Origin of the sequence: Mesorhizobium sp. M6A.T.Cr.TU.017.01.1.1, from assembly GCF_004023115.1 — a bacterium.
Taxonomy (GTDB): domain Bacteria; phylum Pseudomonadota; class Alphaproteobacteria; order Rhizobiales; family Rhizobiaceae; genus Mesorhizobium; species Mesorhizobium mediterraneum.
Map to the genome: position 1 here is coordinate 1 of NZ_RZTA01000015.1, position 14,740 is coordinate 14,740.

Annotated in this window: 12 protein-coding genes; 10 read left to right on the forward strand and 2 right to left on the reverse strand. The window is 62.3% G+C overall.

Annotated elements, in window-relative coordinates; translation table 11 throughout:
* Positions 1-271 precede the first annotated feature (271 nt).
* Positions 272-1,099 (reverse strand): MurR/RpiR family transcriptional regulator, encoded by an 828-nt coding sequence (locus tag EOB36_RS07110; protein ID WP_127206657.1) that lies wholly within the window; start codon positions 1,097-1,099, stop codon positions 272-274.
* A 133-nt stretch (positions 1,100-1,232) separates the two neighbouring features.
* Here EOB36_RS07110 and EOB36_RS07115 point away from each other — a divergent pair, with 133 nt between their 5' ends.
* The 9 genes from EOB36_RS07115 to EOB36_RS07155 all read left to right on the forward strand — a co-directional run bounded on the left by EOB36_RS07115 (position 1,233) and on the right by EOB36_RS07155 (position 12,152).
* Positions 1,233-2,051, forward strand: a complete 819-nt coding sequence (locus EOB36_RS07115; protein WP_095484033.1) for an N-formylglutamate amidohydrolase — start codon at positions 1,233-1,235, stop codon at positions 2,049-2,051.
* A gap of 19 nt (positions 2,052-2,070) precedes the next feature.
* Entirely contained in the window at positions 2,071-3,633 is a 1,563-nt protein-coding gene (locus EOB36_RS07120) for an amino acid permease (protein WP_126105098.1), read from the forward strand.
* Positions 3,634-3,729: 96 nt separating this feature from the next.
* Entirely contained in the window at positions 3,730-5,100 is a 1,371-nt protein-coding gene (locus EOB36_RS07125) for a glutamine synthetase family protein (protein WP_128284559.1), read from the forward strand.
* An 85-nt stretch (positions 5,101-5,185) separates the two neighbouring features.
* On the forward strand, positions 5,186-6,574 hold the full coding sequence (locus tag EOB36_RS07130) for an aldehyde dehydrogenase family protein (protein ID WP_128284560.1): 1,389 nt from the start codon (positions 5,186-5,188) through the stop codon (positions 6,572-6,574).
* Positions 6,575-6,591: 17 nt separating this feature from the next.
* Positions 6,592-7,764 (forward strand): iron-containing alcohol dehydrogenase, encoded by a 1,173-nt coding sequence (locus EOB36_RS07135; RefSeq protein ID WP_128284561.1) that lies wholly within the window; start codon positions 6,592-6,594, stop codon positions 7,762-7,764.
* 244 nt (positions 7,765-8,008) lie between these two features.
* Positions 8,009-9,115 carry an ABC transporter substrate-binding protein gene (locus EOB36_RS07140; protein ID WP_095484038.1) on the forward strand — a complete coding sequence of 369 codons (1,107 nt, stop codon included), beginning with the start codon at positions 8,009-8,011 and terminating at the stop codon, positions 9,113-9,115.
* A gap of 164 nt (positions 9,116-9,279) precedes the next feature.
* Positions 9,280-10,269 (forward strand): ABC transporter permease subunit, encoded by a 990-nt coding sequence (locus EOB36_RS07145; protein WP_095484039.1) that lies wholly within the window; start codon positions 9,280-9,282, stop codon positions 10,267-10,269.
* On the forward strand, positions 10,266-11,057 hold the full coding sequence (locus tag EOB36_RS07150; RefSeq protein WP_095484040.1) for an ABC transporter permease: 792 nt from the start codon (positions 10,266-10,268) through the stop codon (positions 11,055-11,057). The genes EOB36_RS07145 and EOB36_RS07150 overlap by 4 nt, the downstream gene beginning before the upstream one ends.
* A gap of 30 nt (positions 11,058-11,087) precedes the next feature.
* Entirely contained in the window at positions 11,088-12,152 is a 1,065-nt protein-coding gene (locus EOB36_RS07155) for an ABC transporter ATP-binding protein (protein WP_095484041.1), read from the forward strand.
* A 222-nt stretch (positions 12,153-12,374) separates the two neighbouring features.
* On the opposite strand, the gene EOB36_RS07160 is transcribed toward EOB36_RS07155, so the two are convergent.
* Entirely contained in the window at positions 12,375-13,001 is a 627-nt protein-coding gene (locus EOB36_RS07160; RefSeq protein ID WP_128284562.1) for a glutathione S-transferase family protein, read from the reverse strand.
* 124 nt (positions 13,002-13,125) lie between these two features.
* On the opposite strand from EOB36_RS07160, the gene EOB36_RS07165 reads away from it, so the two are divergent.
* Positions 13,126-14,676: a cation:proton antiporter gene (locus EOB36_RS07165; protein WP_128284563.1), complete on the forward strand. Its 1,551-nt coding sequence runs from the start codon at positions 13,126-13,128 to the stop codon at positions 14,674-14,676.
* Positions 14,677-14,740: the final 64 nt, after the last annotated feature.

Below are 14,740 nucleotides of genomic sequence, written 5' to 3' on the forward strand. Positions count from 1 at the left end.
GGGTGGAGCAGCCCGGTAGCTCGTCAGGCTCATAACCTGAAGGTCACAGGTTCAAATCCTGTCCCCGCAACCAAATCAAAAACGGCCCGCTTCACGCGGGCCGTTTTGCGTTTGCGGCCCGGCACGGGGTCGCCTTGTAACCGCGGTTCTCAGCCCACGGCCTGCTTTCAGCCGATGGCGTAGGCTCACGGCAGGAGTTCGTCGATTAGGCCGTTGGCATGGCCGTGGACGATCCGGGTGAGAACGTCGGCGAGGTTCAGGCCGCGTCGCCCTACCGCAGGCTTTCCAACTCGCGTATGCGTTTGGCGCCGTCGGCCTCGAGCTGCCGGGTGACGGCGCCAATCAGGGTTTCGGCAACGACGAAAAGGGCCGCCGAGGAGTCCCAGGCCGAGGGCACGGCGGTGCGCCCGGCGATGACATGGCGGGCGAAGCGGGCGATCGGCGACAGCCACTGGTCGGTGAACAGCACGATCTGCACGCCGCGCTGATGCGCCGTCTCGGCAAAGCGGACCAGGCTGTCCTGGTAGCGCCTGATGTCGAAGATCACCAGCACGTCGCGCTTGCCCATGTCGATCAGCCGGTCGCGCCAGACGCTTTCCTGTCCGGCGAGGTGAAAGACGTTGGGCTGGACGATGGCGAGGTGGGCGGCCATGTAGCGCGCCAGCGGATCGGTGAAGCGGCCGCCGATCAGGAACGTCTTGCCGCGCCGGTCGGCAAGCTTTGCGACGATGTCGGCAAGCTGTTTGTCGGACAGATGCCGGAACGTCTCGCGCATGTTGTCGAGCGTTGCCTCCAGCATCGGCGATACCGCGCCGCCGCCCAGCGCCGACGGATTGAGCGTCCGCGATGCCGGCGATTGCAATTGCGCCGCCAGTTCGTCCTGCAGCGCCGACTGGAATTCCGGGTAGTTCTGGAAGCCGAGCCGGGCGACGAAACGCAGGATCGTCGGCGAGGAGACGCCGGCGACAGCTGAGAACTCGGCGACCGTCTTCAGGCCGATCAGCGGATAGTTGGCGATCAGCGTTTGCGCTGCGCGGCGCTCGCCCGCCGGCATCGTGCCGATGCGGTCCGAGATCAGTTCGGCGATGCTCGAAATCATCTTTTCCCCACCCTGGCCGCTTTGCCGAAATCGCGTTTGACAAAGCCCGACAAACTGTATGAAATCATCCGCAGGGACGCAATGAGGTAAAATACGTAACATACGATACAGCGCTCCCGGGGACGACAGGACAATGGAGACAGCACGGCCCGCCAGCCTTGCATTGCCTGAAACCGTGAGGGTGACAAACCCCGGCGGTTCGAGCCCATTCGTGCTGACCTGCGACCACGCCTCCAACTTCCTGCCGCCGGAATTCGGAACGCTCGGCCTTGCTGCCGAGCAGCTTTCCCGCCACATCGCCTGGGACCCCGGCGCGCTGCCAGTCGCCCACCGCATGGCCGAGGCGCTCGACGCGACGCTGGTCGAGACCCGCATTTCGCGCCTTGTCATCGACTGCAACCGGCCACTGGATGCGCCCGACCTGGTGCCGCCGGTCAGCGAGACCACCGCCATTCCGGGCAATGCTGGCCTGTCGGAAAAGCAGCGCGCCGCGCGCATCGCTCTGTCCTGGCAACCCTTCCATGACACGCTCGCGAGCATCATCGACAAAAGGCTGGCGCGCGGGCTCGAGACGCGGCTGGTTTCAATCCATTCCTTCACCCCGGTCTACAAGGGTATGAACCGGCCTTGGCATATCGGCATCATCCACGACGAGGACCGCCGGCTCGCGGCGCCGCTTATCGCCGCGCTGCGGCGGCTCGCCGGCGTCACAGTCGGCGTCAACGAACCCTATTCGCCGGCCGACCGCGTTTATTTCACGCTGGAACGCCACGCGCGCCCGCGGGGGCTACCCTGCGCGATGATCGAAATCCGCAACGACGAGATCTCCGGCGAGGCCGGGCAGCGAAAATGGGCGGACCTGCTCACAGGCATTTTTCTAGATCTGGAGCCCGAGGCGGCCAGGGGCTCCCGAGCAAGCGCAGTGGGAAAGTCAGCACAATCGGCCAACTAAGAACCAGAAGGGGACAAAAATGTCAGCGCAAGACTATTCGGACGTCGACAAGAAGGAGGATCTGAAGGTCCTTCACGGAATGGGCTATGCCCAGGAACTGTCGAGAAGCATGAGCCGCTTCTCGAATTTCGCCATCTCGTTTTCGATTATCTGCATCCTGTCGGGTGGCATCAACTCCTTCGCGCAAGCCACGTCGTCGATCGGCGGCGCAGGCGCCGGCATCGGCTGGATCGTCGGCTGCGCCGTTTCCGGATTTTTTGCGCTCGCCATGGCGCAGATCGCCTCGGCGTTTCCGACCGCCGGCGGCCTCTATCACTGGGCGTCGATCCTCGGCAACCGCTTCACCGGCTGGCTCACCGCCTGGCTCAACCTGCTTGGCCTGATTACGGTGCTCGGCGCGATCAACATCGGCACTGCTTTCTTCTTCGTCGGCACTTTCGGCGGAGCCTTCGGCATGACTGGCACGCCTGGCGAGATCGTCGGGTTTGTCGCCTTCATCACCGTGTTGCAGGCGCTGCTCAACCATTTCGGCATCAAGTTGACGGCTATGCTGACGGACGCCTCCGGCTTCCTGATCCTGGCAACGACAGCCGTGCTGATCGTCGCTTGCCTGATGTTTGCTCCTGCGATCGACATCACACGGTTGTGGACGTTCACGAACTATTCGGGTGATGCAGGCGGCGGCGTTTTCCCGCAGTCCGATTCCATGGGGTATCTCTTCCTGCTCTGCCTGCTACTGCCGGTTTACACCATCACTGGCTATGACGCGTCGGCGCATACTTCGGAAGAGACGTTGAAGGCAGCGCACTCGGTTCCGCGGGCGATCGTTTCGTCCGTGCTCTGGTCATCGCTGATCGGCTGGGTGATGCTATGCGCGATCGTATTGGCGATCCCCGATCTGGCGGCCGGCGCCAAGCAGGGCTGGGGCGTGTTCTTCGCGACGATGGACGCGATCTTGCCGTCGTGGCTTAAGACGCTGCTCTATCTGGCCATCCTGATCGCGCAGTTCCTCTGCGGTCTCGCAACGGTCACCTCTGCCTCGCGCATGCTTTTCGCCTTCTCGCGTGACGGTGGCATGCCGGTCGGCTCGGCCTCGCTAGCCAAGGTCAGCCCGGCCTGGCGCACGCCGGTCAATGCGATTTGGACGGCTGCGGTCCTCGAGATCATCTATGTCTTTCTTGCCCAGTTCATTTCGATCGGTGGCACGAACATCTATACCATCGTCGTCAATTCGACATTGGTGTTCCTGTTCCTGTCCTTCATCATTCCGATCGTGCTCGGCATGATGGCTTTCGGAACGGAGAAATGGCCGAATCCCGGCCCGTGGAATCTCGGCGCCGGCCTGTTCAAGTTGTTTTGCATCCTGTCGGTCATCGGCATGGTGATCATCTTCTACATCGCCATCCAGCCGCCAAACGACAAGGTGCTCTATATCACCCTGGGCTTCATCGTGCTGACCGCCGTGCTTTGGTTCGGCTTTGAGAACCGCCGCTTCAAGGGCCCGCCGATCGGCGACCAGATTGCCAAGCGTCAGGCAGCGATCAAGGCTGCCGAGGTAGCCATAGGCGAAGCCGGCGCCTGACACCTCTCCATCGCCATGGCCGGCGCCTGCCGGCCATGGCTTTCCACATATTCAAGGCGACAAGCCCTAAACGACAAGCACTGGAGTGCCAAAGGAATGGCCGGAAATTTCTCGTTCGATCAGTTGAAGAAGGCGGTCTCCAGCGGCGAGATCGACACGGTGCTGGCCTGCATTGTCGACATGCAGGGCCGGCTGGCGGGAAAGCGGTTCCTGGCACAGTATTTCGTCGAGTCCGCCCATGACGAGACGCATGGCTGCAACTATCTCTTGGCCGCCGACATCGATATGGAACCGGTGCCAGGCTACAAGGCGGCGAGCTGGTCGAAGGGTTACGGCGACTTCGTCATGAAGCCGGACCTGGCGACGCTGCGGCGCATTCCATGGCTGGAAAAGACGGCGCTGGTGATCTGCGACGTGCTCGACCACCACACCCATGACGACCTGCCGCATTCGCCGCGCGCCATCCTGAAGAAGCAGGTCAAGCGGCTGAGCGAGCGTGGCTATATCGGCTATTTCGCCTCCGAGCTCGAATTCTATCTGTTCAGCGAAACTTACGATTCCGCCCGCAAGAAGCACTGGCAGAGCCTCGACACCGCCTCCCCCTATATCGGCGACTACCAGATCGGCATCACCACCAAGGAAGAAGGCGTCATGCGCCGGCTGCGCAACGAGATGGAAGCAGCCGGCATTCCGATCGAGAACTCCAAGGGCGAGTGGGGTCCGGGCCAGGAAGAAATCAATGTGCGCTATGCCGAGGCGATCGACATGGCCGACCGCCACGTCATCCTGAAGAACGGCGCCAAGGAAATCGCAGAGTCCGAAGGCAAGGCGATTTCGTTCATGGCCAAGTATAATTATGGGCTTGCCGGCAATTCCAGCCACATCCACAATTCGCTGTGGAGCGCCGACGGCAAGACGCCGCTTTTCTACGACAGACAAGCCGAATGGACGCTGTCGACGCTCGGTCAGCAATGGGCGGCCGGCCAGCTCAAATACGCCAAGGAATTCACCTGGTTCCTGGCACCCTACATCAATTCCTACAAGCGTTTCCAGGCCGGCACCTTCGCGCCGACCAAGATCATGTGGAGCGAGGACAACCGCACCGCCGGTTTCCGCCTGTGCGGCGAGGGCACCAAGGGCATCCGCATGGAATGCCGTATCGGTGGCGCCGACCTCAACCCCTATCTCGCCTTCGCCGCGCTGATCGCGGCCGGCCTTGCCGGCATCGACGAAAAGCTCGAATTGCAAAAACCCTTCGTCGGCGATGCCTATCAGGCCTCGCAGCTGCCGGAAATTCCCAAAACCCTGCGCGATGCCACCGAGACGCTGGCGAATTCGGAGATGCTGAAGCAGGCGTTCGGTGACGGCGTGCTCGAACATTATGTCCATACGGCACGCTGGGAGCAGTTCGAATACGACCGCCGCATTACGGACTGGGAACTGCACAGGGGGTTTGAGCGGTACTAAACTACGCCAGCGCTGCCGTTCAGCCTTTGGTGCGGAGGCGGGTAGCTCAAAACCGAGATTGTCATAAGCTGCGAGGACTCAAGGAATGACCGAAACGGTCAAGATAAAATCCCCTGTCGATGGCTCGGTCTATGCCGAGCGACCGATCGCCACGGATCAGGCGATCAATGCCGCGGTCGAGCGTGCCAAGGCAGCGCAAGAGAAATGGGCTGAGACGCCGGTCGTCGAGCGCGGCAAATTTATGCTGGCCATGCTGGAAGCGCTGGTCGCCATGACTGACGAGATCGTGCCGGAAATCGCTTGGCAGATGGGCCGTCCGGTGCGCTATGGCGGCGAGTTCGGCGGGGTCAGGGAACGCACCAGCTACATGGTCGAGATCGCCGAAGCGGCACTGAAGCCGGTGATGGCCTCCAATCCCAAGGACGGGTTTCGCCGCTATGTGAAGAAGGTGCCGCTCGGCGTGGTCATGGTGATCGCGCCGTGGAATTATCCCTATCTCACCGCCGTCAACACCATCGTGCCGGCGCTGATGGCCGGCAGTGCCGTCATCCTCAAGCACGCGGCGCAGACGCTGCTGGTCGGCGAACGCTTTCAGCAGGCTTTCGACAAGGCCGGCCTGCCAAAAGGCCTGTTCCAGAACCTCGTCATGAACCACGCCCAGACCGAAAGACTGCTCGGTTCCGGCAAGATCGATCATGTCAACTTCACCGGCTCGGTTGCCGGTGGCCGCGCGATCGAAAAGGCTGCGGCGGGCACTTTCATGACGCTCGGCCTCGAGCTCGGCGGCAAGGACCCGGCCTATGTCCTGGCCGATGCCAAGATGGATCATGCCGTCGCCAACCTGGTGGATGGCGCCTTCTACAATTCCGGCCAGTGCTGCTGCGGCATCGAGCGCGTCTATGTCCACGAGAAGGTCTATGACGAGTTTGTCGAAGGTTTCATCGCCGAAACCAAGAACTATGTCGTCGGCAATCCGCTCGATCAGGCGACAACGATGGGGCCGATGGCACAGGCGCGCTTCGCCGACCTGATCCGCGAGCAGAAGGCCGAAGCGCTGCGCAAGGGTGCCAAGGCGCACATCAACATGAAGGTGGCCGACGACAAGGCTGGCTCGCCCTATCTGGCGCCGGAGGTGCTGACCGGGGTCGACCACCAGATGAGCGTCATGCGCGAGGAGAGTTTTGGGCCGATCGTCGGCATCATGAAGGTGCGCAACGATGAGGAGGCGATCGCGCTGATGAACGACAGCCCCTACGGGTTGACGGCCTCGATCTGGACGCGCGACACCGACCATGCGGCGGCCATCGGCGATCGGGTCGAGACCGGCACGGTGTTCATGAACCGCTGCGACTATCTCGATCCGGCGCTGGTCTGGACCGGCGTCAAGGACACCGGCAAGGGCGCGGCCCTGTCGGCCATCGGCTACGACAATCTGACCAGGCCGAAATCATATCACCTACGTGAAGCCATCTGATTTTCTGAAAGTCAAAAATGACAAAACTCATTTCCAAATGGAATTACCCGACAACCGTTCGGTTCGGTGCGGGGCGCATCAAGGAATTGCCTGATGTGCTTGATGCGACCGGCATCAAGCGGCCGCTTTTCGTCACCGATCCGGGGCTGGCCAAGCTTCCGGTCGTCGCTTCGACATTGAAGATCCTCGACGACGCCAAGGTTCCCTATGGCGTGTTTTCCGAGGTCAAGCCGAACCCGGTGGACTCCAACCTGACCGCCGGCATTGCCGTGTTCAAGAAAGGCAAGCATGACGGCGTCATCGCCTTCGGCGGCGGCTCGGCGCTCGATCTCGGCAAGCTGATCGCCTTTCAGGCCGGCCAGACGCGGCCGTTATGGGATTTCGAGGATATCGGCGACTGGTGGACGCGCGCTAATTCCGACGCGATCGCACCGATCATCGCCGTGCCAACGACGGCCGGCACCGGCTCGGAAGTCGGCCGCGCCGGCGTCATCACCAATGAGGCGACCCACACCAAGAAGGTCATCTTCCATCCGAAACTTTTGCCGGCGATCGTTATCGCCGATCCGGAACTGTCGGTCGGCATGCCGGGCTTCATCACCGCCGGCACCGGCATGGACGCGCTCGCCCACTGCCTCGAGGCCTATTGCGCGCCGGGCTATCATCCGATGGCCGACGGCATCGCTGTCGAAGGCGCGCGGCTGGTCTTCGAGAACCTGCCGAAGGCCTATGCCAACGGCAAGGATCTCGTCGCCCGCGCCCATATGATGAGCGCGGCCGCCATGGGTGCAGCCGCCTTCCAGAAGGGGCTGGGCGCCATACACTCGCTGTCGCATCCGATCGGCGCGCTCTACGACACCCATCACGGCATGACCAACGCCGTGTTCATGCCTTATGTGCTGGCCTTCAACCGCGACGCCATCGAGGTGCGCATCGCCCGGCTCGCCGCCTATTGCGGCATCAAGGGTGGCTTCGACGGTTTCGCCAAGGCGGTCATCAAGCTGCGCAAGGAGCTGAAGGTGCCGCACGCGCTGCCGGGCCTGATCAAGGGGCTCGACATGGACAAGAAGCGCAAGGGCCTGATCGCCGACATGGCAGTGGTCGATCCGACCGCCGGCGGCAACCCGGTCAAGCTGACCAGGAAGGCGGCGCTGACGCTGCTCGAAAACGCCATCGCCGGCACAGTGTGAGACGGCTTTCACGCCGAAAATTGATCTGGGAATTGAGGGCAAAGAAAAGGGGAGAAGGATGAAAGGAAAGACCAAAATTAATTAGCCGGAAAAATAATCGCGGGGCGATTGCTACAGCCGGTTAAAAAGAGTTTACTTTTTCGTACTGCGGGGCATCGCTTTCACAAAGCTTTCATCTGGCTGTCACACGAAAACGATACCGCATCGCAGGCGTCCAACGGCGTCAGTTCAACGGAGAGAACACATGTTCAAATTCACGGGAAAAGTGCTTTCCCTTACGGCCGTCGCCCTGATGGCGACCTCTGCCATTTCGTCGGCCCAGTCCATGGATGAACTGGTTGCCGCTGCCAAGGCGGAAGGCCAGCTCACCACAATCGCCCTGCCGCATGACTGGTGCGGCTATGGCGCCGTCATCGCCGGCTTCAAGGCGAAATATCCCGAAATCACCGTCAACGAGCTTAACCCCGATGCCGGCTCCGGCGACGAGATCGAGGCGATCAAGGCCAACAAGGACAATAAGGGCCCGCAGGCGCCCGACGTCATCGACGTCGGCCTGTCCTTCGGCCCCACCGCCAAAGCCGACGGCCTGCTGATGCCCTACAAGGTGTCGACCTGGGACTCGATCCCCGACAGCGCCAAGGATGCCGAAGGCTACTGGACCGGCGACTATTACGGCGTGCTGGCGATGATGGTGAACAAGGATCTGGTCAAGGAAGTGCCGGCCGATTGGGCCGATCTCCTGAAGCCGGAATATGCCAACGCCGTCGCGCTCGCCGGCGATCCACGCGCCTCGAACCAGGCCATCCAGGCGGTCTACGCCGCCGGCCTTTCGAGCGGCGCCGCGGCCGGTGAAGCCGCAGGTACTGCCGGCCTCGAGTTCTTCAAGAAGCTCAACGCCGCCGGCAATTTCGTGCCGGTCATCGGCAAGCCGGCGACGCTTGCACAGGGTCAGACACCGATCCTGATCAACTGGGACTACAATGCGCTTGCCGGCCGCGACACGCTGAAAGGCAATCCGCCGGTCGACGTCGTCGTGCCGAAGACCGGTGTCGTCGCCGGTGTCTACGTGCAGGCGATCAGCGCCTACGCGCCGCATCCGAACGCTGCCAAGCTCTGGCTGGAATATCTCTATTCCGACGAAGGCCAGATTGGCTGGCTGAAGGGCTACTGCCACCCGATCCGCTTCAACGATCTCGCCAAGAACGGCAAGATCCCGGAGGACGTGCTGGCCAAGCTGCCGCCGGCCGCATCTTATGAGGCCGCGGTGTTCCCGACGCTCGACGAGCAGGGCAAGGCCAAGGAAGCCATCACCAAGAACTGGGACGCCGTCGTCGGCGCCAACGTTCAGTAAGGTTGAAAACCGCCGGGCGGCTTCACTGCCGCCCGGCATTCCACTAGAGCGACGTGCGTCCACTTGGACGCACAAAGTACGCTCTAGAACTCAAATTTTCGCATCGTGCTTTCCGAAAATCGAGTTCGATTTTCGGGCCGATGCGATAAGACGGTAGCCGGCGCATGACCGATCTCTCGCTTTCCGATCACGCGATTGCCGGGAAGACGGCGCCGCCCAGCGAGGCGCGCGCGTTTCGGCTGCCGACGCAATGGCTGGGCGTGGCGCCGTTCTTCATCTTCGCCATCATGTTCCTGGTCCTGCCCACGCTCTATCTGGTGCTGGGCGCGTTCCAGAACGATGCCGGCGCATTCACCTTCGACAACATCGTCGGTATCTTCGACCCACCCAATTTGTCGAACTACATGCAGTGCCAATATGATTCCTGGATTTCCTGGGTCGACGGAAACTGCAAGCTGCCCAGCATCCTTGCCGCCTACTGGATCTCGATCAAGATCAGCCTTGCTTCGTCGCTCATCGGCGCATTTGCCGGTCTGGCCATTGCCATTGCCATCGTGCGCGGCGGCCTGCCGAACTGGATACGCTCGGCGACGCTGACCTTTTCCGGCGTGGCTTCGAATTTCGCCGGCGTGCCGCTGGCCTTTGCCTTCCTCGCCACGCTCGGCCGGCTCGGCCTCGCGACGGTGATCCTGAACACCGTGTTCGGCTTCAACATCTACGCCCACGGCTTCAACATCCTGTCGTTCTGGGGCCTGACGTTGACCTATGTCTATTTCCAGATCCCGCTGATGGTGGTCATCATCACACCGGCGATCGACGGACTGAAGAAGGAATGGGGCGAGGCGGCCGCGACGCTTGGCGCCACCACCGCGCAATACTGGCGCATGGTCGTCATCCCGGTGATCTGGCCGAGTTTTCTCGGCACCGTCATCCTGCTGTTTGCCAATGCCTTCGGCGCCATCGCCACCGCCTATGCGCTGACCGGCTCGTCGCTCAACATCATTCCCATCGTGCTCTACGCGCAGATCCGCGGCGACGTGCTGCACAACCCGCATCTCGGCTATGCCATTGCCTTTGGCATGATCGTCATCACCGGCCTCGCCAACGTCTTCTACATCTGGTTCCGGACGCGCAGCGAAAGGTGGCTCAAATGAAGAGCGGACGTTTCTGGGCCTGGGTCGTCTTCGCGCTGGGCGCGGCCTATTTCTTCATTCCGCTGATTGCAACCGTGGAATTCTCGATGCGCATGCGGCGCGGCGTCTATTCCTTCGATGCCTACGAGGTCGTGCTTGGCGACCCCCGCTTCCAGGCGACTTTCGGCTATTCGGTGCTTGCCGCCGTCTTCACCATCATCCTCGGCGTGCTGATCGTCGTGCCCACCGCCTACTGGATCCGGCTGCGGCTGCCGCAACTGAGGCCGGTCGTCGAGTTCATCACGCTGCTGCCGCTGGTCATCCCGGCGATCGTCATCGTCTTCGGCTACATCAGAATGTACGGATCGAACTCGCCGCTGCCGTTCCTGGCGAGCGATACGGGCACCAACGCCTTGCTGGTCATCGGCTATGCGACGCTGGCGCTGCCCTATATGTACCGCGCCGTCGACACCGGGCTTCGCACCATCGACGTGCGCACGCTGACGGAGGCGGCGCAGATCCTCGGCGCCGGCTGGGGCACGATCATCACCCGCGTCATTCTGCCCAATGTGCTGATCGCGGTATTGTCGGGCGCCTTCCTTACCTTCGCCATCGTCCTCGGCGAATTCACCATGGCCAGCCTGCTCAATCGGCCGGCCTTCGGTCCCTACCTGCAGAACATCGGCGCCAATCGCGCCTATGAGCCGGCGGCACTTGCCATCATTGCCTTCGCCATTACCTGGGCGTGCATGTCGCTGATCCAGATCCTGTCGCGTTTTGCGCCGCGATCGGCGAACCGGCCAAACTGATCGAAAAGTACTGACCGAAAGAAAAAAACCATGGCCGAGCCATTCCTCTCCATCCAGCATGTGCGAAAATCCTTCGGCCCCACCACCGTGGTCCAGGATTTTAACCTCGACGTCGAGCCGGGCGAATTCGTCTCCTTCCTCGGGCCATCGGGCTGCGGCAAGACGACGGTGCTGCGCATGGTCGCCGGCTTCGAGGAGCCGAGCGCCGGCAAGATCGTCGTGGCCGGCAAGGATATCACCCGGCTCAAGCCCAACCAGCGCAATGTCGGCATGGTGTTCCAGGCCTATGCGCTGTTTCCGAACCTGACGGTGGCGCAGAACATCGGCTTCGGACTGAAGGTCGCGGGCATGCCAAAGGCCGATGCTGACAGGCGCGTTGCCGAGATGCTCGACCTCATCAAGCTGCCGCAGATGGGCGATCGCTATCCCTATCAGCTCTCCGGTGGCCAGCAGCAGCGTATCGCGCTGGCGCGGGCGATCGCGCCGAAGCCGAAGCTCCTGCTGCTCGACGAGCCGTTGTCGGCGCTCGACGCCAAGGTGCGCGTGTCGCTGCGCGAGGAAATCCGCTCGATCCAGAAGAGGTTAGGCATCACCACGATCTTCGTCACGCACGACCAGGAAGAGGCGCTGTCGATCTCCGATCGCATCGCAGTCATGTATAGCGGCAAGGCCGAGCAGGTCGGCACGCCGTTCGAGATCTACAACCGGCCGGCGACCAAGTTCGTCGCCAATTTCGTCGGCACGCTGAACGTGCTCGAAGGCACCGTCACCGATGCCGCTTCGGGCAAGGTGCGCGTCAACACGCAGGAGGTCGCGCTCAAGGGCAAGCTCAACGGTTCGAAGACCGGCGACAAGCTATCCCTGGCGCTGAGGCCCGAGGCAATTTCGCTCGGCCGCCATCCCGGCCGCGATTCCAGCCTTTCGGGCGAGATCGCCGAAGTCCATTTCCTCGGCTCGGTCATCCGGGTTCGCGTCGGCATCGGCGGCAGCACGGTGTCGCTCGACACGTTCAACAGCCCGGCCGCCCCGCCGCCCGCCGTCGGTGAGAAGGCCGAGATTTCCTTCTCGTCGGGCGACATGCTGGTGCTGCACTAGAGCGCTTTGGTGGAACCAAAACCGCGCTCCAGGTCTTGTTTGACGCATTTTGTCGGACGCCAAACGAAGACGTTTGGCTGCAAATGCTCTAAAGCGCGTCGCGTTGAAACGGATTCAATCGACGCGCTTTAAGCCTTTGTTTTTATGCATGTCGTTATCCCAAAACCGCTGCGCACTTTTGGGCGACATGCACTAACAGCGGCAGTATCCCGGAAGTCGAAGTCAGGCCGGCGGGATGAACGGCTGGCTCACCGTCCTGAAGACCGGCAGCGCTTCCAGCCGCGCGGCATGGGCGGCGAGCGCCGGAAACGCGGTGAGCGAAGCCAGGCCGGGATGTGCCTCGCCAAGGAAGCGGAGCGCGGCGGCAACCGCGATGTCGGCATGGCCGATCCGATCGCCGAACCAGTAGGTTTCAGGCCTTGTGCTGCGATCGGCTTCCAGTACAGCCATCACGCCTTCTATCTGCTTGCGGCAGCGCTCAACCCAGAGGTCGGAGATCGGCTCGTGCAGCAGCCTCTCGTAGAACAGGCTAACCGCCTTGTCGCCCAGCCCGGTTGCCAAAGCGGCTATCTTCAGCGCTTGGCGGCGCGCCGGCTCGTCGGTCGGAAACATCCTGTGCTCGGCCGCTACGAGACCATCCAGATGGTCCAGCATGGCGTGGCTCTCGATCAGCACCTCGCCATTGTCCAGCACCAGGGTTGGCACGCGCGTCAGCGGATTGTAGGGCCTGATCTTGTCCGCATCGCCGAAGGTCGACCAGGGACGATGTTCAAACGGCAGGTTGTACAGGGTCAGCGCAATGCCAACGCGACGGACGAAGGGCGAGTCATATTGGCCGATGAGGATCATGACCCAAGCTTATACGCAGACAACCGCCTCAACGCATACTGCCATGTCAGAGCACAACGGCCAATCACAGCAGCTCATGGTTTTTACCGCTGCCAATAATCGCGCTTCGCCGCTACGATGAGGCATGGCGCTTTTCGAGCTGACCCTTGTTCTCCTGCTGATCGCCGTCGCGCTGACAGCGTTGTCGCGGCGTCTCCAGGTCCCCTATCCCTCTTTGTTGGCGTTGGCAGGCGTAGGCATCGCCTTCCTGCCGTTTGCGCCGACCATCGAGATCGATCCCGAACTGGCGCTCGCCTTGTTCATCGCGCCGGTGCTTCTCGATGCTGCCTACGACACGTCGCTGCGCGATCTCAATCGCTACAGACTGCCGCTTGTCTTGCTGGCGCTTGGCGCCGTTGTTTTCACGACTGCTGCCGTGGCGCTCGCCGGATGGGCAATGGCAGGCCTGCCGATCGCTGCGGCCATTGCCCTCGGCGCGATCGTGGCGCCGCCCGATGCCGTCGCGGCGTCGGCCGTGCTTGGACAGTTCAAGGTGCCGCACCGCGTCACCGCGATCCTGCAAGGCGAAAGCCTGCTCAACGACGCCACGGCACTCCTGATCTACCGCATGGCGGTTTCCGCAGCTGCCGGCTCTATCCTGCTGAGCAGTGCGGTTCCGATGATCTTGCTGTCGACGGTCGGCAGCCTAGCCGCTGGTTATGTGCTCGGCCGATTGTTTCTCGGCACCCTCAGTCGCATCAGCGATCCGGCAAGTGGCACGGTGGTGCAATTTGCCGGAACATTCGGCGTCTGGATCCTGGCCGATAGGGTCGGGCTCTCCGCTATCATTACGATCGTCGTCTATGCCATGACCATCGCGCGCACCGCGCCGCGCCGCATGCCGGCCAGGAATCGCGTCAGCTCCTACTCGGTCTGGGAGACGGCGGTCTTCGTGCTCAACGTGCTGGCCTTCGTCCTGATGGGACTTCAGGCGCGATCGATCGTCGGCCGGCTTGCCGAGCAGGGGCAGGTCGAAGCGTTCGTCTTCGCCGCAGCCGTGCTGGCAGTCGTCATCGTCTCGCGTCTCGTCTGGGTGCTGGGATGCGGCGCGATCATGAGGTGGCTTGCCAGCTTCGGTGACGCGGATCGGCAGGCCGAAGCCCCGTCGTTTCGCGGCGGCGTGCTGATCGGCTGGTGCGGCATGCGTGGTCTGGTCACCCTTGCGGCAGCGTTTGCCTTGCCGGCCGACTTTCCCGGCCGCGACCCGATCGTGCTCGCCGCCTTCTCGGTCGTCCTCGGCACATTGGTGCTGCAAGGCATGAGCCTGAAGCCGCTGCTGCGCTTGCTTCGTCTCGATCCGGACGAAACTGTCGACCGCGAGGTCGCGCAGGCACGCGTCGCCATCATGCAGGCCGCACTGGACGCGTTGAGCGGCAAGACATCGAATGCGGCGGCCGCGGTCCGCGAGCAATTTACCGCGCAGCGCGTGATCGCCGAAAATCCTGACGATGCCCAGGCTGCAACCGAGTACGACAGGTTGCGCCTCTATGCCATCAAGAGCCAGCGTGACGCGTTGGAACAGCTGCGTATCGATGGGACGATCGGCGACGAAGCCTATCATCGCCTGGAGGAGGAAATCGACTGGTCGGAACTGGCCGCTTCTCCGCCAGGACGTTTCCAGCCGCTGACGACTTAGCCGCGCGCTATCTGGCCCAAGCTCTCTCCATCCGGCTGCACATTGCAACCAATCCGCCAAACCG